Annotated in this window: 19 protein-coding genes; 9 read left to right on the forward strand and 10 right to left on the reverse strand. The window is 60.1% G+C overall.

The genetic code is table 11. The features are described 5' to 3' along the window. Positions 1–113 precede the first annotated feature (113 nt). Complete coding sequence (gene azu, locus ACLK1G_RS15560; protein ID WP_420766208.1) at positions 114–560, forward strand: azurin; 447 nt, start codon at positions 114–116, stop codon at positions 558–560. A 112-nt stretch (positions 561–672) separates the two neighbouring features. Here azu and nadE read toward each other — a convergent pair whose 3' ends face one another. The 3 genes from nadE to ACLK1G_RS15575 form a co-directional block, all read right to left on the reverse strand. Beyond that, a complete protein-coding gene (gene nadE, locus ACLK1G_RS15565) occupies positions 673–1,500 on the reverse strand; it encodes an NAD(+) synthase (protein WP_420766209.1) in 828 nt (275 codons plus the stop codon). Positions 1,501–1,504: 4 nt separating this feature from the next. Next, positions 1,505–2,731 (reverse strand): nicotinate phosphoribosyltransferase, encoded by a 1,227-nt coding sequence (gene pncB / locus ACLK1G_RS15570; RefSeq protein ID WP_420766210.1) that lies wholly within the window; start codon positions 2,729–2,731, stop codon positions 1,505–1,507. Positions 2,732–2,867: 136 nt separating this feature from the next. Beyond that, positions 2,868–3,779 (reverse strand): LysR family transcriptional regulator, encoded by a 912-nt coding sequence (locus ACLK1G_RS15575; protein WP_420766211.1) that lies wholly within the window; start codon positions 3,777–3,779, stop codon positions 2,868–2,870. 191 nt (positions 3,780–3,970) lie between these two features. Between ACLK1G_RS15575 and amaB the strand changes: the two genes are divergently transcribed. From amaB to ACLK1G_RS15615, 8 genes are all read left to right on the forward strand, one after another. Next, positions 3,971–5,461 (forward strand): L-piperidine-6-carboxylate dehydrogenase, encoded by a 1,491-nt coding sequence (amaB, locus tag ACLK1G_RS15580; RefSeq protein ID WP_420766212.1) that lies wholly within the window; start codon positions 3,971–3,973, stop codon positions 5,459–5,461. Between the two features lie 147 nt (positions 5,462–5,608). Beyond that, positions 5,609–6,892: an L-pipecolate oxidase gene (gene amaA, locus ACLK1G_RS15585; RefSeq protein WP_420766213.1), complete on the forward strand. Its 1,284-nt coding sequence runs from the start codon at positions 5,609–5,611 to the stop codon at positions 6,890–6,892. 370 nt (positions 6,893–7,262) lie between these two features. Beyond that, positions 7,263–8,399: an ABC transporter substrate-binding protein gene (locus ACLK1G_RS15590; protein WP_420766214.1), complete on the forward strand. Its 1,137-nt coding sequence runs from the start codon at positions 7,263–7,265 to the stop codon at positions 8,397–8,399. A 253-nt stretch (positions 8,400–8,652) separates the two neighbouring features. Continuing rightward, positions 8,653–9,567, forward strand: coding sequence for an ABC transporter permease subunit (locus tag ACLK1G_RS15595; protein WP_420766215.1), 915 nt, complete (start codon positions 8,653–8,655; stop codon positions 9,565–9,567). A gap of 2 nt (positions 9,568–9,569) precedes the next feature. Beyond that, positions 9,570–10,850 (forward strand): high-affinity branched-chain amino acid ABC transporter permease LivM, encoded by a 1,281-nt coding sequence (gene livM / locus ACLK1G_RS15600; protein ID WP_420766216.1) that lies wholly within the window; start codon positions 9,570–9,572, stop codon positions 10,848–10,850. Continuing rightward, entirely contained in the window at positions 10,847–11,719 is an 873-nt protein-coding gene (locus ACLK1G_RS15605; protein ID WP_420766217.1) for an ABC transporter ATP-binding protein, read from the forward strand. The genes livM and ACLK1G_RS15605 overlap by 4 nt, the downstream gene beginning before the upstream one ends. Next, positions 11,716–12,432 (forward strand): ABC transporter ATP-binding protein, encoded by a 717-nt coding sequence (locus tag ACLK1G_RS15610; protein WP_420766218.1) that lies wholly within the window; start codon positions 11,716–11,718, stop codon positions 12,430–12,432. Before ACLK1G_RS15605 ends, ACLK1G_RS15610 begins: the two co-directional genes overlap by 4 nt. 850 nt (positions 12,433–13,282) lie before the next feature. Next, on the forward strand, positions 13,283–14,047 hold the full coding sequence (locus tag ACLK1G_RS15615) for an SDR family oxidoreductase (protein ID WP_420766219.1): 765 nt from the start codon (positions 13,283–13,285) through the stop codon (positions 14,045–14,047). 86 nt (positions 14,048–14,133) lie between these two features. Here ACLK1G_RS15615 and ACLK1G_RS15620 read toward each other — a convergent pair whose 3' ends face one another. The 7 genes from ACLK1G_RS15620 to ACLK1G_RS15650 all read right to left on the reverse strand — a co-directional run bounded on the left by ACLK1G_RS15620 (position 14,134) and on the right by ACLK1G_RS15650 (position 20,013). Further along, positions 14,134–15,267, reverse strand: coding sequence for an AGE family epimerase/isomerase (locus ACLK1G_RS15620; protein WP_420766220.1), 1,134 nt, complete (start codon positions 15,265–15,267; stop codon positions 14,134–14,136). Between the two features lie 181 nt (positions 15,268–15,448). Beyond that, positions 15,449–16,021 (reverse strand): HupE/UreJ family protein, encoded by a 573-nt coding sequence (locus ACLK1G_RS15625; protein WP_420766221.1) that lies wholly within the window; start codon positions 16,019–16,021, stop codon positions 15,449–15,451. Positions 16,022–16,051: 30 nt separating this feature from the next. Further along, the gene (gene ureG / locus ACLK1G_RS15630; RefSeq protein ID WP_420766222.1) at positions 16,052–16,666 is read right to left on the reverse strand and encodes an urease accessory protein UreG; all 615 of its coding nucleotides are present in this window, start codon (positions 16,664–16,666) and stop codon (positions 16,052–16,054) included. Positions 16,667–16,675: 9 nt separating this feature from the next. After that, positions 16,676–17,350, reverse strand: coding sequence for an urease accessory protein UreF (locus tag ACLK1G_RS15635; RefSeq protein ID WP_420766223.1), 675 nt, complete (start codon positions 17,348–17,350; stop codon positions 16,676–16,678). Beyond that, the gene (gene ureE / locus ACLK1G_RS15640; RefSeq protein WP_420766224.1) at positions 17,347–17,847 is read right to left on the reverse strand and encodes an urease accessory protein UreE; all 501 of its coding nucleotides are present in this window, start codon (positions 17,845–17,847) and stop codon (positions 17,347–17,349) included. Before ureE ends, ACLK1G_RS15635 begins: the two co-directional genes overlap by 4 nt. Before the next feature lie 370 nt (positions 17,848–18,217). Continuing rightward, on the reverse strand, positions 18,218–18,604 hold the full coding sequence (locus ACLK1G_RS15645; RefSeq protein ID WP_420766225.1) for a hypothetical protein: 387 nt from the start codon (positions 18,602–18,604) through the stop codon (positions 18,218–18,220). Further along, entirely contained in the window at positions 18,601–20,013 is a 1,413-nt protein-coding gene (locus tag ACLK1G_RS15650) for a PAAR domain-containing protein (protein ID WP_420766226.1), read from the reverse strand. The genes ACLK1G_RS15645 and ACLK1G_RS15650 overlap by 4 nt, the downstream gene beginning before the upstream one ends. Positions 20,014–20,208 lie beyond the last annotated feature (195 nt).

Here is a 20,208-nt window from a genome sequence, read left to right on the forward strand (position 1 = left end):
GCTGATAGTCTTAAGTTGTATACAATCTTTGACTCAGGTCATAGGAACTTGCCAGAAAATCAGGCAGTCTTCCCCTCTGACGGATTTCGTTAACCATGCTTTGGAGATTCATGATGTTCGCCAAACTTGTAGCAGTATCCCTGTTGACGCTGGCCAGCAGCCAACTGATGGCAGCGGAGTGCAAGACCACCATCGATTCCACCGACCAGATGACCTTCAGCACCAAGGCCATCGAAATCGATAAGAGCTGCAAGACGTTCACCGTTGAGCTGACTCACTCGGGTAACCTGCCGAAAAACGTGATGGGTCATAACTGGGTGCTGAGCAAAGAGGCCGACATGCAGCCGATCGCCACCGATGGCCTGGGCGCCGGTATCGACAAGAACTATCTCAAGGAGGGTGACGCCCGCGTTATCGCACACACCAAGGTTATCGGCGCCAAGGAAACCGACTCGGTGACTTTCGATGTCTCTAAGCTGGACGCTGCCGAGAAGTACGGTTTCTTCTGCTCGTTCCCGGGCCACATCTCGATGATGAAAGGCGCGGTTACCCTGAAGTAACAAATTTCAGGCAGAAAAAAGCGCCCCCGTGCAGGGCGCTTTTTTTATACCAGGCAAATAACCTTTGTGGGAGCGAGCTTGCTCCTACATGAGGCTGTCCACCAAATGGTGGTCAAGGAGCGTACGGCATCACTCGCTTGTGCTCGGTCTTGCGGTAGGTGTCGCAAATAATCTTCGCCGCTTCTTCGCGAATCGGTTGGCCATGCAGGAACGCGTCGATCTCGGCGTAGGTCACGCCGTGGGCCGCTTCGTCCGGCTTGCCAGGCGACAGGTCTTCCAGGTCGGCGGTGGGGACTTTTTCCACCAGCGATTCCGGCGCGCCAAAGTCACGGGCGATGGCCCGGACCTGGTTTTTCACCAGCCCGCTCAGCGGCGCCAGGTCGCAGGCGCCGTCACCGAACTTGGTGAAGAACCCCATCACCGCTTCGGCGGCATGATCGGTGCCGATCACCATGCCCTGTTCGGCGCCGGCGATGGTGTATTGCGCCACCATGCGCATCCGCGCCTTGGTATTGCCCAACACGAAATCCCGCGAGCCCGGCGCCTTGCCCTCGAACGCGAGGACTTCCTTGGCCAATGCCTTTACCGCCGGGCCGATATTGACGGTATGGCGCTCGTCTGGCTCGATGAAATCGACACAGGCCTGGGCTTCGTGTTCGTCGAACTGGGTCTCGTACGGTAAGCGCACGGCAACGAACTTGTACGCCGCATTGCCGGTTTTTTCCCGCAACTCGCGCACGGCACGCTGGGCCAACAGGCCGGCGGTCAACGAGTCGACCCCGCCGCTGATGCCCAGTACCAGGCTCTTGAGCCCGGAGTTGACGAGGCAGTCCTGGATGAAGCTCACCCGACGAGCGATTTCGGCCTTGAGGGCGGCGTCATCGGCAAATGGCGGTTGGACCTTGAGCTGTTCAGCAATCTCACGCTGTACGGCTTGCATGAATTCACTCCTTGCTTGATGTGCCAGAAAGGGCGGCAGGTACTTGGAAAACATGTCGCATATAGGCGACGAAATTCGGGTCCTTGCAGTGGGTCTTACCGGGCTCGTCTGAAATCTTGGCCACGGGTTGCCCGTCACAACTGATCATTTTAAGCACGATGCTCATGGGCTCCACGCCTGGAATGTCACAGGTCAGGTTGGTCCCGATACCAAAGCTCACATTAATGCGACCACGCAAGGCGCGGAAAATCTCCAGGCATTTTGGCAATGTCAGGCTGTCGGAGAACACCAGGGTCTTGCTCATCGGGTCGATACCCAGCTTGTGATAGTGGGCAATGGCTTTCTCGGCCCAGATGACCGGGTCACCCGAATCATGGCGCAAGCCGTCAAACAGCTTGGCGAAGAACAGATCGAAATCCTTGAGGAAGGCGTCCATGGTGATGCAATCGGTCAGCGCGATGCCCAGCAGCCCTCGGTATTCGCGCACCCAGCAGTCGAGCGCGGCGATCTGACTGTCGATCAGCCTTGGGCCCAGTTGCTGGTGAGCCATGATCCACTCATGGGCCATGGTGCCCAAGGGTTTCATGTCCAGTTCACGGGACAGATGCACGTTGCTGGTGCCGACGAAGCGTCCCGGAAAGTCGTGCTTGAGCACGTTGACCACTTCTTCCTGGGTTCGGTAGGAGAACCGACGGCGGGTGCCGAAATCGGCCACTTGCAGTTCGGACAATTCCTCGGCACTGGCATTGGCGTTCAGCCAGTCGAACTTGCGATAAAGCTGTTCCCGCGCCTGTTCCAGAACGATTTCACGGTAGCGATAGCGGTTGCGCACTTCGCTGACAATGGCCAGCAAAGGCACTTCGAACAGGATGACGTGCAGCCATGGCCCGCGCAGGCGGATAAACAGCTCGCCGTTTTCGATGCCCGTGTGCACATAGCGCAGGTTGAAACGGAACAGGCCCAGAAAGCGCAGGAAATCCGGTTTCAAGAAGCAGATGCGTTCGAGAAAACCCAACTGGTCGGCGCTCAGGCTCAGCTCGGCCAAGCGTTCGATCTGGAAGCGTATCTCCGCCAGGTAGGGCCGCAGGTCTTCGCTGTTTCGGCAGCGGAACTCCCACTCCACTTCGACGTTGGGGTAGTTATGCAGCACCGCCTGCATCATCGTCAGCTTGTAGAAGTCGGTGTCGAGCAGGTTCTGCACGATGCGATCGGCAAATACACTCTCGCTCATAACGTGAATCTCCAGACAGGTGGCTGCGGCGGGCAGCGGCGTACGGCAGTTCGTAGTGAAAGGGCTAGTGGCGCATAACCGTGGTGGGTTTTGCCAGTGTTTTTTGCCTTACACGCCTTCGTGGCGAGGAGCCCTCTTATTGTTGCGCAATATCAGCACCGTCGATCTGCTCCAACATCCACTCCACGAACATCCGCACTTTAGGCACTTCCGCCGAATGTTCCGGATAAGCCAGATAATAGGCATTGGTGCTGGGCATCGCATGCTGCCAGGGAATGACCAGCTTGCCGTCGGCCAGTTCTTCTTCCACCAGAAACCTGGGCAGCAGGGCCACGCCGCAGCCGACCTGGGCTGCGCGGATGCACATATAGAAGGTTTCGAAGCGCGGCCCGTGGTAGCTGTGTTCGGTGTGATAACCCAGGTCTTCGAACCAGTCGTGCCAAGCCTGTGGGCGCGAGGCGTTTTGCAGCAGGACCAGATCGGTCAGTTGCGTCGGGTCGGTGAAAGGCTGGTCCGGCAGGCTGCCCGGCGCGCAGACTGGCACCAGTTCTTCGCCGAACAGTTTCAAGGATTCAGTTCCGGGTCGTGAGGCTTGGCCAAAATAGAACGCCAGGTCACTGCGACCTTGCTGTAGGTCATCGGCCTCTTGCTCGCTGCACAGGTCCAGATGAATGCTGGGATGGCGCAGGCGCCAGCCTTTGAGCCGTGGGACCAGCCAGCGCGCACCGAACGTTGGTGGCGTAGACACGCGCAGGACTTCGGTGTCACCACCGTAGGAACGCAGGTAATGAGTGGACATCTCAACTTGGGTGAGGATTTTTCGTACTTCCCCCAGGTACAAATCCCCTGCGGGAGTCAATTGCAGGCGTCGACGCACGCGACGGAACAGCAAGTGCTGGAGCAACTCTTCCAACTGCGCGACCTGTTTGCTGACGGCGCTCTGGGTCAGGTTCAATTCTTCGGCGGCGCGGGTGAAGCTCAGGTGACGGGTCACCGCTTCGAAGCACTGCAGCGCGGTGATCGACGGCAAATAGCGTTTATTGAGCATGATGGAGCCTTATTTTTTGTCGCTCTGCTTTTGTGCTGAAGAGTCTGCTTCAGTGGCAGCATGAATAAACGGAATGATATCTCGCTTAAAGGTCGTTTGTTGGCAAGTCTCGGGCCAGCTACAACTACAGGTCTGATCAGCCGTGTTCGTCCGGCTGCCAACTCATTGTCTTTCGCTTGAGGAATTTACCCATGGTTGCTGCATTGCTTGATCGTCTGGGTGTTGACCCGGCCCTGTACCAGAACGGCACACAGCCAGTGCATTCGCCCATCGATGGCAGTCGCATCGGCGCGGTGAACTGGGAAGGCGCCGCCGAGGTCGAGCAGCAGGTCAGCCGGGCCGAGCATGCCTTTGACCTGTGGCGCAAGGTGCCGGCCCCCCGTCGTGGCGAGCTGGTGCGCCAGTTCGGCGATCTGTTGCGTGAATACAAGGCCGACCTCGGTGAACTGGTGTCCTGGGAAGCCGGCAAAATCACCCAGGAAGGCCTGGGCGAAGTGCAAGAGATGATCGACATCTGCGATTTCGCCGTCGGCCTGTCCCGCCAGCTTTACGGCCTGACCATCGCGTCGGAGCGCCCCGGCCATCACATGCGTGAGACCTGGCACCCGCTGGGCGTGGTCGGCGTAATCAGCGCCTTCAACTTCCCTGTTGCAGTCTGGGCCTGGAACACGACGTTGGCCCTGGTCTGCGGCAACCCGGTGATCTGGAAGCCTTCGGAAAAGACTCCGCTGACCGCCCTGGCGTGCCAGGCCTTGTTCGAGCGCGTACTGAAGAACTTCAGCGACGCGCCACCGTACCTGAGCCAGGTGATCATCGGCGGTCGCGATGCCGGCGAAGCCTTGGTGGACGACCCGCGCGTGGCGTTGATCAGCGCCACCGGCAGCACCCGCATGGGGCGTGAAGTGGCGCCAAAAGTCGCGGCGCGCTTCGCCCGCAGCATTCTCGAATTGGGCGGTAACAACGCCATGATTCTGGCCCCGAGCGCCGACCTGGACATGGCGGTGCGCGCGATCCTGTTCAGCGCCGTCGGCACCGCCGGCCAGCGCTGCACCACCTTGCGCCGGCTGATCGCCCATGAGTCGGTGAAGGAAGAAATCGTCACCCGGCTCAAGGCTGCCTACTCGAAAGTGCGCATCGGTCATCCGTTGGAAGGCAATCTGGTGGGCCCGCTGATCGACAAGCAAAGCTTCGAGAACATGCAGGACGCACTGGAGCAGGCCCTGAGCGAAGGCGGGCGGGTGTTTGGCGGCAAGCGCCAGCTCGAAGACCAGTTCCCGAATGCCTATTACGTTTCGCCCGCCATCGTCGAGATGCCGGAGCAAAGCGACGTGGTGCGCCATGAAACGTTCGCACCGATCCTTTATGTGGTCGGCTACAAGGATTTCGCTGAAGCGCTGGACTTGAACAACTCCGTGCCCCAGGGCCTGTCCTCCTGCATTTTCACCACCGACGTGCGTGAAGCCGAGCAATTCATGTCGGCGGTGGGCAGCGACTGCGGCATCGCCAACGTCAACATCGGCCCGAGCGGCGCGGAAATCGGCGGCGCCTTCGGTGGCGAAAAGGAAACCGGCGGCGGTCGCGAATCCGGCTCCGATGCATGGCGCGCCTACATGCGCCGTCAGACAAACACCGTGAATTACTCGCTGGAGTTGCCGTTGGCGCAGGGGATTACGTTCGACTGAGAACCGGTCAAGTGTCCCTGTGGGAGCGAGTCTGCTCGCGATAGCGGTGTGCCAATCACTTCTGATGTGACTGATTCGCCGCCATCGCGAGCAGGCTCGCTCCTACATTGAATTGTGTGTTTGTTGGGTTTCTGTTGGAGTCTGGCAATGCCGTTACGCGAAGAATGTCTGTGGGAAAAACTGACGCCGCAAAGGCCTGAAAACACTGCGCTCATTGGCGAGATCACGGTGGACGTCTGCGTCATCGGCGCAGGTTTTACCGGCCTGTCGGCGGCGGTGCATTTGCTGGAGCAAGGCAAGCGTGTCGCGGTGCTTGAAGCTCATCGGGCCGGGCATGGCGGATCGGGGCGTAACGTTGGGCTGGTGAATGCCGGTCTGTGGATTCCACCGGACGAGATCGAGGCTGGGTTTGGCGCGGCAGTGGGCAGCCAGCTCAACCGTATGCTGGGCGCCGCGCCGGCGTTGGTATTCAGTCTTGTCGACAAGTACGCCATCGATTGCCAGCTGCGCCGCGAAGGTACCTTGCACATGGCCCATAACGCCCGGGGCGAGGCGGACCTGCGCAGCCGCGAAGAACAATGGAAGCGCCGTGGCGCGCCGGTTGAGCTGCTCACCGGCCAAGCCTGTGTCGATGCCACCGGCACCGACAAGATCGCCGCGGCGTTGCTCGATCGCCGGGCCGGCACGCTCAATCCGATGGCCTATGCCAGTGGATTGGCCAAAGCCGCCAAGGATCTTGGCGCCCAGATGTTCGACCATTCGCCGGTGACGCGGTTGGAGCGCCAAGGCCAGCGTTGGTCGGTTCAGACCGCCCAGGGCTCGGTGCTGGCCGAGCAAGTCGTGATCGCCTCCAACGCCTATACCGAGGGCGACTGGACCGAATTGCGGCGCAATTTTTTCCCCGGTTATTACTACCAGGTGGCCTCGGTCCCGCTGGACGACGAGGCGGCCCGACGCATCCTGCCGGGCGGGCAGGGCTCTTGGGATACCCGCCAGGTGTTGAGCAGCATCCGCCGGGACAAGGACGGTCGCCTGCTGCTGGGCAGCCTGGGCAACGGTAACCGCAAGCCAGCCTGGTTCCTCAAGGCCTGGGCTGACCGAGTGCAGCAGCACTATTTCCCTTACCTGAAGCCGGTGGAATGGGAATGCACCTGGACCGGTTGCATCGCTTTCACGCCTGATCATTTGATGCGTCTGTTCGAACCGGCCCCCGGCCTGGTGGCAGTGACCGGTTACAACGGACGGGGCGTGACCACCGGCACTGTCGTGGGCAAGGCATTTGCCGATTACCTGTGCCACGGCGATGCCAAGGCGCTGCCGATCCCCTTCGCGCCGATGCAGCCTTTGGCGGGTGTCGGCCTGCGCAGCTGTCTGTATGAAGCGGGCTTTTCGCTGTACCACGCGGGCCAGTGCTTGCGCATCGTCATCTGATTGTTGAAAAGTGTTTCGGATGGCGGCGTTTTTTAGTTGAACGTCTAGCCTGTTATGGTGCGGGTTGTAGCAGCCGCGCACCGACAGTGTGCAGTTCGGTGACGTAGGTTGTTACACAGTGGTTGCACGCCGTTTCATGCGGCGGTTGCAATGATGGCTCATGGAGGGTTTTACCTACTTTTAAATCAGGTTGCACCTCGTGCGGTTTAGACGGTTGCACGCCCTGTGAAAAAGGGCCCGAAACAGTCGAAATAACAATAAAGCAGCGACTTTTTTAAGAATAAAAAACCGATGGCACGGCCCTTGCTCTGAGCTTTTCAGTGAAGTGAAGTCGCAGTGCCAACTAAAAAAAACCTTGGAGCACCACCTCATGTCCCAGACGTTTTACAAGAAAGGCTTTCTGGCCCTCGCAGTGGCAACTGCGCTGGGTGTTTCTGCGTTTGCTCAAGCTGATGTGAAATTCGGTGTGGCGGGGCCGATGACCGGTGCCAACGCTGCGTTTGGCGAGCAATACATGAAAGGTGCGCAGGCAGCGGCCGATGTCATCAACAAAGCGGGTGGCGTCAACGGCGAGAAAATCGTACTGGTAGCCGGCGACGACGCCTGCGAACCCAAGCAAGCCGTGGCCGTGGCCAACCGTCTGGTTGACCAGGACAAGGTCATCGGTGTGGTCGGGCACTTCTGCTCGTCCAACACCATCCCGGCTTCCGAGGTCTATGACGAAGCCGGCGTCATCGCCATGACCCCCGGTTCGACCAACCCGGCCGTGACCGAGCGTGGCCTGAGCGCGATGTTCCGCATGTGCGGTCGTGACGACCAGCAAGGCATCGTGGCCGGCGACTACATCGTCGATGTCCTCAAGGGCAAGAAAGTCGTCGTGCTGCACGACAAGGACACCTACGGCCAAGGCCTGGCGGATGCCACCAAGGCACAACTGGCCAAGCGTGGTGTGACCCCGGTGTTGTACGAAGGCCTGACCCGTGGTGAAAAAGACTTCAGCGCCGTGGTCACCAAGATCCGTTCGGCCGGTGCCGACGTGGTCTACTTCGGCGGCCTGCACCCGGAAGCCGGCCCGCTGGTTCGCCAGTTGCGCGAGCAAGGCCTCAAGGACGTGAAATTCATGTCCGATGACGGCATCGTCACCGACGAACTGGTCACCACCGCTGGCGGCGCGCAATACGTCGATGGCGTGTACATGACCTTTGGCGCCGACCCACGCCTGCTGCCCGACAGCAAGGCCGTAGTAGACGCTTTCCGTGCCCAGGGCGTCGAGCCTGAAGGCTACACGTTGTACGCCTATGCGTCGGTCCAGGCCTTGGCCGCCGGCTTCAACGGCGCCAAGTCCAACAAGGGCGAAGACGCTGCCAAGTGGCTGAAAGCCAACCCGGTGAAAACCGTCATGGGCGAAAAAACCTGGGATTCCAAGGGTGACCTGAAAGTCTCCGACTACGTGGTCTACCAGTGGGACAAGGATGGCAAATACCACCAGTTGGAAAAACAGAAGTAATTTGAAGGGATGACTAGCCTGTGGCGAGGGAGCTTGCTCCCGCTGGGGCGCGTAGCGGCCCCAAAAAGGGGACTGCTGCGCAGTCCAGCGGGAGCAAGCTCCCTCGCCACGGAGACTGTGCTCACCCTGTCCTGATTGGCATTAGCCAACGGCCCGTCTGTTTTTTTCTACGAGCCGCACATTTTTGGGCGCTGGGCTTCGAACCCGTCGTCGCGTCCCCGGGATGTGCTGTCTCACTGCGTGAGATTGCGTTATGGATGGTATTTTCCTGCAGCAACTGATCAATGGCCTGACCCTCGGGTCGGTCTATGGTCTGATCGCCATCGGCTACACAATGGTCTACGGCATCATCGGCATGATCAACTTCGCCCACGGCGAGGTTTACATGATTTCCGCTTACCTCGCGGCAATCAGTCTGGCTCTGCTGGCTTACTTCGGTATCGAATCCTTTCCGCTGATGATCCTTGGCACCCTTGTGTTCACGGTCGTGGTCACCGGGGTCTACGGCTGGGTCATCGAACGCGTCGCCTACAAACCCCTGCGCAACTCGACCCGGCTGGCACCGCTGATCAGTGCCATCGGCATTTCGCTGATCCTGCAAAACTACGCACAGATCAGCCAGGGCGCCCGCCAACAGGGTGTTCCGACACTGCTTGAAGGCGCCATGCGCGTCGACATCGGTACCGGTTTCGTGCAGCTCACCTACACCAAGATCTTCATTCTGATCGCCGCGTTCGCCGGCATGGCGCTGCTGACCTACATCATCAAGTACACCAAGCTCGGACGCATGTGCCGCGCCACCCAGCAAGACCGCAAGATGGCCTCGATCCTGGGGATCAACACCGACCGGGTGATTTCCTACGTGTTCATCATCGGTGCAGCCATGGCGGCCCTGGCCGGTGTGCTGATCACCATGAACTACGGCACCTTCGACTTCTATGCCGGCTTCATCATCGGCATCAAGGCGTTCACCGCGGCGGTACTCGGCGGCATCGGCTCCCTGCCTGGGGCGATGCTCGGCGGGATCATCCTCGGGATTTCCGAGTCGCTGTTCTCCGGTCTGATCAACTCCGACTACAAAGACGTGTTCAGTTTCTCGCTGCTGGTGCTGATTCTGATCTTCCGTCCCCAAGGCCTGTTGGGTCGCCCACTCGTGGCGAAGGTGTAAGTATGTCTGCTGCCAATAAACCGCTTGATATCAAACAGAGCGTCATCGACGCGATCCTGGCCGGCCTGATCTCGCTGATTGTGTTCGGGCCGATCGTCGGCGTGGTGCTCGATGGCTACAGTTTCAACCTGCAGCCGGCCCGCGTCGGCTGGCTGGTGGCGATCGTGATGGTCGGGCGCTTTGCCCTGAGCCTGTTTCTGCAAACCCCCAAGGGACTCAAGATTCTCCAGGGTTTCGAGAGCACCGGCTCCGGCGTGCATGTGCTGCCTCCGGACTACAAGTCGCGCCTGCGCTGGATCATCCCGGCGCTGATCGTGATCGCCATCGTGTTTCCATTTTTCGCCAACAAGTACGTGCTGACGGTGGTCATCCTCGGGCTGATCTACGTGCTGTTGGGCCTGGGCCTGAACATCGTGGTCGGCCTGGCCGGGCTGCTCGACCTGGGTTATGTGGCGTTCTACGCCATCGGTGCCTATGGGCTGGCGCTGGGCTACCAATACCTGGGGCTGGGTTTCTGGACCGTGTTGCCGCTGGCCGCCATCGCAGCGGCGATGGCGGGGTGCATATTGGGCTTCCCGGTGTTGCGAATGCACGGCGACTACCTGGCCATCGTGACCCTGGGGTTTGGCGAAATCATCCGGTTGGTGCTCAACAACTGGCTGTCGTTCACTGGCGGACCGAATGGCATGCCGGTGCCTTCCCCGACCTTCATGGGCCTGGAATTTGGCAGGCGAGCGAAGGACGGTGGGGTGCCGTTCCATGAGTTCTTCGGCATCGCCTACAACCCCAACGTCAAATTCCTGTTCATATACATCGTGCTGTTCATCACCGTCCTGTTGGTGCTGTATATCAAGCATCGCCTGACCCGCATGCCGGTCGGTCGCGCCTGGGAAGCCTTGCGCGAAGATGAAATTGCCTGCCGCTCCATGGGCCTGAACCATGTGCTGGTCAAGCTCTCGGCCTTCACCATCGGTGCCTCCACCGCGGGCCTGGCGGGTGTGTTTTTCGCCAGCTATCAGGGCTTCGTCAACCCATCCTCGTTCACCTTCTTCGAGTCGGCGCTGATTCTGGCCATCGTCGTTCTGGGTGGCATGGGATCGACGGTGGGTGTGGTGATCGCAGCATTCGTGCTCACCGTGGCACCGGAGCTTCTGCGCAGTTTCTCTGAATACCGGGTGCTGCTGTTCGGCGTGTTGATGGTGCTGATGATGATCTGGCGCCCGCGCGGCCTGATTCGTATCAGCCGTACCGGCGTGACGCCGCGCAAGGGGGTAGCGCCATGAGCGAAGTCGTACTCAAAGTCGAAAACCTGATGATGCAGTTTGGTGGCATCAAAGCCCTCAGCGACGTGAGCCTGCAGGTCGAGCGCAACTCGATCTTCGCCCTGATCGGCCCCAACGGCGCGGGCAAGACCACCGTGTTCAACTGCCTGACCGGCTTCTACAAGGCCTCGGGCGGCAAGATCGAACTCAACGTACGCGGCGAACAGACCAACGTGATCAAGCTGTTGGGCGAAGCGTTTCGTCCTACTGATTTTGTCTCGCCGAAATCCTTCGCCAGCCGGCTGTACTACAAGATGTTCGGCGGCACCCACCTGGTGAACCGCGCCGGCCTGGCGCGCACCTTCCAGAACATTCGCCTGTTCAAGGAAATGTCGGTACTGGAAAACCTGCTGGTGGCCCAGCACATGTGGGTCAACCGCAGCCTGATCGCGGGCATCCTCAACACCAAGGGCTATCGCAAAGCTGAAAGCGACGCCCTGGACCATGCCTTCTATTGGCTGGAAGTGGTGGACCTGGTGGATTGCGCCAACCGCCTGGCCGGCGAGCTTTCCTACGGCCAGCAGCGCCGCCTGGAAATCGCCCGGGCCATGTGCACGCGTCCGCAGATCATCTGCCTCGACGAACCCGCCGCCGGCCTCAACCCCCAGGAAACCGAAGCGCTGAGCGCAATGATTCGGCTGCTGCGCGACGAGCATGATTTGACCGTGGTGCTGATCGAACACGACATGGGCATGGTGATGAGTATTTCCGACCACATCGTGGTGCTGGACCACGGCAACGTGATCGCCGAGGGTGGTCCCGAGGCGATTCGCAACGATCCGAAGGTGATCGCGGCCTACCTGGGTGCCGATGAAGAGGAACTGGTATGACTGGACCTATCCTCGAACTCAAGGAATTGGATGTGTTCTACGGGCCGATCCAGGCCCTGAAGAAAGTCTCGATGCACATTGGCGAAGGCGAGACCGTGAGCCTGATCGGCTCCAACGGTGCCGGCAAGTCCACGCTGTTGATGTCGATCTTCGGCCAGCCCCGCGCGGCGGGCGGGCAGATCATCTACCAGGGCGTGGACATCACCCACAAGTCCTCCCACTACATCGCCTCCAACGGCATCGCCCAGTCGCCGGAAGGGCGGCGGGTTTTCCCCGACATGACGGTCGAGGAAAACCTGCTGATGGGCACCATTCCCATCGGTGACAAATACGCCAGCGAAGACATGCAACGCATGTTCGAGCTGTTCCCGCGGCTCAAGGAGCGCCGCAACCAGCGGGCCATGACCATGTCCGGCGGCGAGCAGCAAATGCTCGCCATCGCCCGGGCATTGATGAGCCGCCCGAAGTTGTTGCTGCTCGATGAGCCGAGCCTGGGGTTGGCGCCGATCGTGGTGAAACAGATCTTCGCCACCCTGCGTGAATTGGCTTCCACCGGGATGACTATTTTCCTGGTGGAACAGAACGCCAACCACGCCCTCAGGCTGTCGGACCGGGCTTACGTGATGGTCAATGGTGAAATCCGCCTGACCGGCACCGGCAAGGAACTGCTCGCCAACGAAGAGGTGCGCAACGCATACCTGGGCGGGCATTGAGGCGGTTGAAGCAATGAAAAAAACCGGCGAGTGAATCGCCGGTTTTTTATTTCCCCAATTCACCTTCGGCCTCTGTGGGAACGAGCCTGCTCGCGAAAGCGGTGGATCAGCTGACATCCACTTATCTGACACGCCGCCATCGCGAGCAGGCTCGCTCCCACAGGGGGAATTTGTATGGTTTCAGGAATTGTGGACAACAATCCTGAGGCCCTGCGAAACCGCGACATAAAGTCGCCGCAAACAGTTGTTTTGTCACGGTTTTGACTTGTCCCCGTTTGCTGTGGAACTGGCTGTGGGTAACGTGGGAGTAGCTGGCTGAAAGCCTTTGAATACGTGGCCTTCAGGGCTGTGATCGTTTTTTGATCAGGCGTTTTTGGTCAAGCGGCACCGGCTGTTGTCAACAGTTTTCTGAGCATTGGAATGGGCCCGGAAGTCTATGGGTAATCCTGTGGATAAGTCTGTGATTAAACTCTGGAAAGACCGCGCTGAGGGCCGTGGTTACTGGCTTGGAGCCATCGCCTCTTGCGCGCTGGCTTATAGCAGATAACTTGCGTTGCACAACCTGAGTTGCAGGGTCAAGCGAAAAAATTTTCCAAATACCCCGCAAAGCCTTATGCACAGCGGCCTGTGGGGTTTGCACTTGCCCCCGATTACTGTGGACGTGCCTGTGGATAAGGTGCGGGCAACCGGCTGCGGGCCTTGCTGGGCAAGGCCTGGCGTGGGTTGGTTGTTTTATGAGCAGCTGCGGTCAAAAGCGCATGTGCAAGTCTTGCTCCTATCGTGCAAGGCCGGGCATGCTGTGGGCCGATTTCCATTCAATGGCTTTAGAAGTTCAAACAAGGAGAACACGATGTCTGACACCCTGTTTATCACCGGCGCGACATCCGGTTTTGGTGAAGCCTGTGCCCGTCGTTTTGCCGAGGCCGGCTGGAAACTGGTGCTGACCGGTCGTCGTGAAGAACGCCTCAATGCCCTCTGCGCCGAGCTGTCGAAGCAGACCGAAGTCCATGGCCTGGTCCTGGACGTGCGCGATCGCAAGGCCATGGAAGAGGCCATCGCCAACTTGCCGCCGTCCTTCGCCACGTTGCGCGGGCTGATCAACAACGCCGGCCTGGCCTTGGGCGTCGACCCGGCGCCCAAGTGCGACCTCGATGACTGGGATACCATGGTCGACACCAATGTCAAAGGGCTGATCTACAGCACCCGCCTGCTGTTGCCGCGCCTGATCGCCCACGGCCGTGGCGCCGGGATCGTCAACCTGGGTTCCATTGCCGGCAATTACCCGTATCCGGGCAGCCATGTGTATGGCGCAAGCAAGGCGTTCGTCAAACAGTTCTCCCTGAACCTGCGTTGCGACCTGCAAGGCACGGGCGTGCGAGTGAGCAACATCGAGCCGGGCCTGTGCGAGAGCGAGTTCTCGCTGGTGCGCTTTGGTGGCGACCAGGCGCGCTACGACGCGACCTACGCCGGCGCCGAGCCGATCCAGCCGCAGGACATCGCCGACACCATTTTCTGGGTGCTCAACACTCCGGCGCACATCAACATCAACAGCCTCGAACTGATGCCGGTGAGCCAGACCTGGGCCGGGTTCGCCATCGAACGCAACAAGGCCTGACCGCTGGCCTTATTGAGCTGGAATTGATGAGCTGGAATTGATGAGCTGTTGTGGCGAGGGTGCAAGCTCCCTCGCCACGAAAAGTGTTACGCCAGGTAGTCGGCCAGACCGCGGTAGCAGGTCAGAAGATGATAAGGGGTGGTCGAAGGCATGTCCCGGCGGCTGACGATGCCGTCGGCGTCAAGACATTCATTCCAGCCCCGGGGATGCAGGAAATGCTGCTGCAGCGCTTGCAGTTGACGCAGCAAGGCATTGTCGCTTCCCGGGCGCAACGTCAATGCCCGCAGGTATTCCGCTTGGGCCCAGATGCGTTGAGTGGCGTCGCGTGGGGTCGATTGCGGCGCCAGGCTCAGCATCGCGCGTACCGCGCTGGAGTCCGGATCGACACCTTGTCGCTCGGTAAAACCAAAGCTGTGCTCCAGCGCCGTGTGCAGCTTGCCACCACGCAACAAGGGCGATGAGGCCAGCAGGAAATACCATTCGAATTGATGGCCTGGCTCGAACCAGTTATCCACAGCCTTGAGTGGTTTCTCCATCATGACCTTCTGTTCCGGGTCCACGAAGTGCCGGTACATCCCATCGCAAAGGCTCAGCAACGCCTGGCGCACGGTGGCATCGTCGCGAACCGAGAGGGTTGCCAGGAACGCTTCGGCCAGGTGCATCAGCGGATTCTGCAACGGGCCGGATTGGCAGGTCGACCAGTCACGCCCCAGGCTGGCTTCGTAGAGACCGTCTCCGGTGGAGAAGCGTCGGCTGATCACTTCCAGCGCGGCATTCAACGTCGATTCCACCAACGGCTCGCGAACCTTGCCCCAGTAATGGGCGCAGGCGAACAGGATAAACGCGTGGGTATAAAGGTCTTTGCCCGTGTCCAGCGGCGCGCCCTGCGGGTCGATGCTGTAGAACCAGCCGCCATGTTCGGCGTCGTGGAAATGCCGCTGCAATGAGCGGAACAACGCGGCGGCGCGCTCCTCGGCCTGCGGCACCTCACCGATCAGGCTGGCGAACACATACAGCTGCCGCGCACAGGCCATGGCCCGGTAACGCTGGGGCGGCAGCGGCTGGTGCTGGCTGTCGAGGGATTCATAGGGCAACGCCAGTTCGGCATTCCAGCCCGGGCCCTGCCACATCGGCACGATCACGTCGTGAAAATGCTGGCGCACCGTGGCGAACAGGGCGGTCAATTCAGGCTGGGGAGCGGGGCGGGAAGCATCAGGCATTGGCGGACGTCGTCACGGCGGGGGCGAATGCGCGACATGGTAGCAGAGTGACCGACTCCAGAGAGATGACGCCTGTAAGTCCGTCATCGCAAGCAAGCTCGCTCCCGCAGGGCGGGGCGTACACCGATCAAAGCGGGGGAGCGAGCTTGCTCGCGATGAGGGCCGGCTGGGCGCTAGAGAATCAACCCGCCAACAGCCAAACCCCGGCCGCCGCCGAAGCCGCCCCAGCCAACCGCACCAATGGCGCCGCCGCTCGCGGCAACACCCGCACCAGCGTAAAACCTGCGCCGTGCAACGCCGCTGTCGCTGCGACAAAGCCTACGGCGTAAGCCCAGGGGCTGGACATGTCCGGCAGCTCCAAGCCATGGGCCACGCCATGGAACAGCGCAAACACCGCAGTCGCAGCGACAGCCAGGCCCAGCGGTGGACGCACGGCCAGTGCCACCGCCAGGCCCAGGGCGAGTACCGAGGCGGCGATCCCGCTTTCCAGCGCCGGAAGGTGCAGGCCTTCAAAACCCAGCACGCCGCCAAGCAGCATTGCGCCGACGAAGGTACACGGCAGTGCCCAGCGCGCAGCGCCTTGTTGTTGTGCGGCCCACAAACCGACCGCGAGCATCGCCAGCAAATGATCGAGCCCGCCGATCGGGTGGCCCAGCCCGGCGATCAGGCCATTATCGCCGTGGCCGGGGTGGGCGAAGGCCAGCGCCGGGGTCAATAGCAGGGCGAGGGCGCCGCAGATACGTTTGCATGTCATGGAGAAGCTTCCTTGTTGGAATGGGAAAGATCACGCGGCCGTCAACAGGCCTTGGCGCTCGATGAAGGCGATGATGTCGTCCAGGCCCTGGCCGGTCTTCTGGTTGCTGAAGACGAACGGCTTGCCGTTGCGCATCCGCTGGGTATCGCTGTTCATCATTTCCAGGGACGCGCCGACCAGTGGCGCCAGGTCGATTTTGTTGATCACCAGCAAATCGGACTTGCAGATACCCGGCCCGCCTTTGCGCGGCAGCTTGTCGCCCGCCGAAACGTCGATGACGTAGATGGTCAGGTCTGACAGTTCGGGGCTGAAGGTAGCCGACAGGTTGTCACCGCCGGACTCCACCAGGATCAGGTCCAGGCCTGGGAAACGCCGGTTCAACTGGTCCACTGCTTCCAGATTGATCGACGCGTCTTCACGGATCGCCGTGTGTGGGCAGCCGCCGGTTTCGACGCCAATGATCCGTTCCGGCGCCAGGGCTTCGTTGCGCACCAGAAAGTCGGCGTCCTCGCGGGTATAGATGTCGTTGGTGACCACCGCGAGGTTGTAGCGCTCGCGCAGGGCCAGGCACAGGGCAAGCGTGAGCGCGGTCTTGCCGGAGCCCACCGGGCCGCCGATACCCACGCGCAGAGGTTGTGTGTTCATGTGTGTCTCCTAGGAACGAAACAGGCGGCTGTACTGGCGCTCATGAGCCATGCACGCCAGGGACAGGCCAAAAGCGGCGCTGCCGTAATGATCGGGATCGATGTTCGAGGCGATGTGCTGGGCTTGTTGCAGCACCGGCAGCAACTCGCTCGTCAGGCGCTGGGCGGCTTGTTGACCCAGGGGCAGGGTTTTCATCAGCACCGCCAATTGGTTTTCCAGCCAGCTCCACAACCACGCGGCGAGGGCGTCCTGCGGGCCGATGTTCCAGGCGCGCGCCGCCAAGGCCCAGCCCAGCGCCAGGTGGGGTTCGCCGCGCTGCTGCAGAAAGTCGCGGGCCGCACTGTCGAGTTCCGGCAGGCCGGCGAGCAGCTGCTGCAACGAGTAACCCATCTGCCGGCTTTCCTGAAACAGCTCGCGGGTTTCCCGGCTGGCGCGGTGTTGCTCGCAAAGTTGCCGCAGCCCGTCCCAATCGTCAGCCGCGGCGGCTGTGCAATGAGCCAGCAGCAGAGGCGCTTCGAAGCGCGCCAGGTTCAGCAGCATTTGGTCGCTGAGCCATTGGCGTGCGTCGTCGGGCGTCCGAACCTGGCCGTTATCCACCGCCATTTCCAATCCCTGGGAATAGCTGTAGCCGCCAATCGGCAGTTGCGGACTGGCCAGGCGCAGCAGCGCCCAGGCCGGGTTCATGTGCGCACACCAAACTGGTGCAGGCGCGGCGCGTAGTTGAAATCTTCATCGCCGTGCCGGGAATGATGGTGGCCGCCGCCGTAGGCGCCGTGTTCTGGCTGGAATGGGGCTTCGATGGATTCGGCGCTGGCGCCCAACTGTTCGAGCATCGCCTTGAGCACGTAGTCGTCCAGCAAGCGCAGCCAGCCATCGCCTACTTGCAGGGCCACGTGGCGATTACCCAAGTGGTAGGCCGCGCGGGTCAACTCGAACGCATTGGCGCAGGTGACATGCAGCAACTGCTCGGGACGCGCGCAGACACGCACGATGCGCCCGTCCTCGGCCTGCAGGCATTCGCCGTCGTACAGCGGTGGCTGGCCTCGTTCGAGGAACAGCCCCACGTCCTCGCCTTCGGCACTGAAACAGCGCAGGCGGCTTTTGCTGCGTGCGTCGAAGGTCAGGTGCAACTCGGCGTCCCAGCCTGGTTGTGTGTCGATTCTGCGGTGAATCACCAGCATCGGAGTGCTTCCAGCAATGAACATTGCTGTGTTTAGAGCAAGGGGCTTGCCAATCGAAGATGGTGTAGGAAATACCTGGGGATGGCGTTTCAGGATGGGGCGGATTGCGTGCCGTTATGGTGCGCTTGGTGGTGTTGCGCACCATCTTGTAGCTTGCACGGCGCACTGTGGAAGCGAGCTTGCTCGCGATAGCGGTAGACCAGCCGACATCAGAGTTGCCTGACCTGCCCCCCATCGCGAGCAAGCTACGCTCCCACACGAAAGCGCTGCCTAGTTCAAGCCTGACAGTGCCTTTCTGGCCATATGATTTGCTGACCTTCGCGATCAGAGTTGAATCACAAGGCACAGGTCGAGCTATGGAACAGGAAGACTAAGCGAGACCAAACTTAACGAGCATGGCAAGAGCAATCATTACCGATAGAAGTGCGATAACACACCACTGCAGTGCTACTAGCTTGCGCTTAAGGCTCGCGGGAAAACTATTTATGTCTTCGACATTAAGTCCGCCTCTTTTGAGGTAGAAATTGGGAAAGGTGATGAGTCCGGAAATACCGCCTACCAGCATCAATTTTCCCCAAGGACCACCATGGCGCAGTGATGCGATCGTCATGACGGCTGAACAATTTTTCAAGTGATCCAATATTAGGTCCATTTTTTTGTAAGCCAAGTACAGACACATTCCAATCCAAATGAAAATTCCTCCCAAATCAATTATCCCGACGACCATAAATAATTTTTCAGAGACGCTCACAGTCATTGGGCAGCCTCATAGATAAGTTCGCCTGTTTTTTCACCCAGTATTCCTCCAAGGACACCCCCGGCAAGCGACCCCGTTCCGACCACCAGAAGACCGCACCCCACCATTGCCAACCCTCCTGTCGGCACACTTAACCCGATACAGATCGCTCCAACCACAGGCCCAGTCAGGGCGGCGCCTGCTGCTACACCACCTGCCACGCCACCAGCGAAGCTGCCAGTCTCAGCGAACTTAACTTTCTTACAAGCCTGCGCACTATCTGCCGTGCAAACATCCTGGACCTTCATATACGAAGCTCCACCACCAATAATCGGGCCAACCCACCCCCCGTACTTGATGATTTTGGCCGCTTTGGAGACACCCTCAATATGTGTCGCATAACCTGGAATCTGAGCTGCGCCACCAGCCTTGGTCCAACGGTGGACCAAACTGCGACTGGAGATGCCCAAGGCGCTTTTCAAGTTTGGATGATCTGGAAGCCCGGTGCCCTTTCGCGTCAGGGTGGTCAGATGAGTGTCGAGCCTAGAGAGCAGTTGTTTGCGCTCTGCAAAAAAATCCGACGACCGTAAGTGCCCATCGCGCCGGAAAGTACGTTGATGCAACGCCTCGATATCCCGCAGAACGGTTTTAACGTCCTCCAGATTTTTGGCGAAGATGGCCTCGCCAACACCGATGGCAGTCGAGCCTTGGGCGAAGAAGGTCTCGATTTCATCTCGATGCCGGGCCATGAAGTCGGCCTCGTCCGCGCTTAGCGGCTCAAGGGCATCGTTGATCCATATTGCTGTTTCCATCAACAGCGCCTCTTCGCGGGTGCATTGATGATTGTTCGGATCGCTCAGCACGATCATCGAACCGGCCTTGACCACATCGCGATAAGGATTGAGCGCGCGGAATTTGCGCATCACCGCCGGGTCGGGTGATTGGAACAGCGTCGCCTCCAGCGCTTCGCGGGTCACGCTTCTGGGCACAACGTAGAAGCCCGGTTCCAGGGGTTCTACACGGGTGGATGTGCGGGGCGGCGGGCTGATTGACGGGGCGAGAAACGATTGGCGTGAAGCACTTGGTGCGTGGGTCGCGGTCGCGGACTGTGGAGCCGGCTGAGCGGCTCGGTTGGCTTGCGGTGCGGAATTCGCACCTTCATAAGTGGCCCAGGATACCGAGGGGATCAGTTGCGCTTTGCAGGGGCAGGTACTGTGACTATCCAACGTGCCGGCCATTCGCTTGCCATGGCTGACCATGTGCGCTATGCCGCCCCTGATCTGATATATTTTTGCGTCCTTTCCACACGAAACCCGGTCCCCTTCGCGGGCGTGCAGCAGGCCGAACATATTGACCCTGCCATCGCCATCCAGCACTTCACCACCACACGTGGTCTTGTCGCCCCGGCCAATGAAATAGCCCCTGTTCATTGGGTGTTCCCCTTCATTTCATTCCGGCGCGCAAGGCGGCCCACGACTGGTCGTACCGTGGGCAAAAAATCTTCTGCGTTCATTTTCATGGCTCCTATACCAGTCCGTCTTACGCAAGGGCGCGTTGACAGTTCTCGGAAGCGATGAATAAGACGATGAGCCGCTGATTGAGCGCAATTCCGGCGCGGGTGGCAT

Origin of the sequence: Pseudomonas algeriensis (assembly GCF_048847255.1) — a bacterium.
GTDB lineage: Bacteria > Pseudomonadota > Gammaproteobacteria > Pseudomonadales > Pseudomonadaceae > Aquipseudomonas.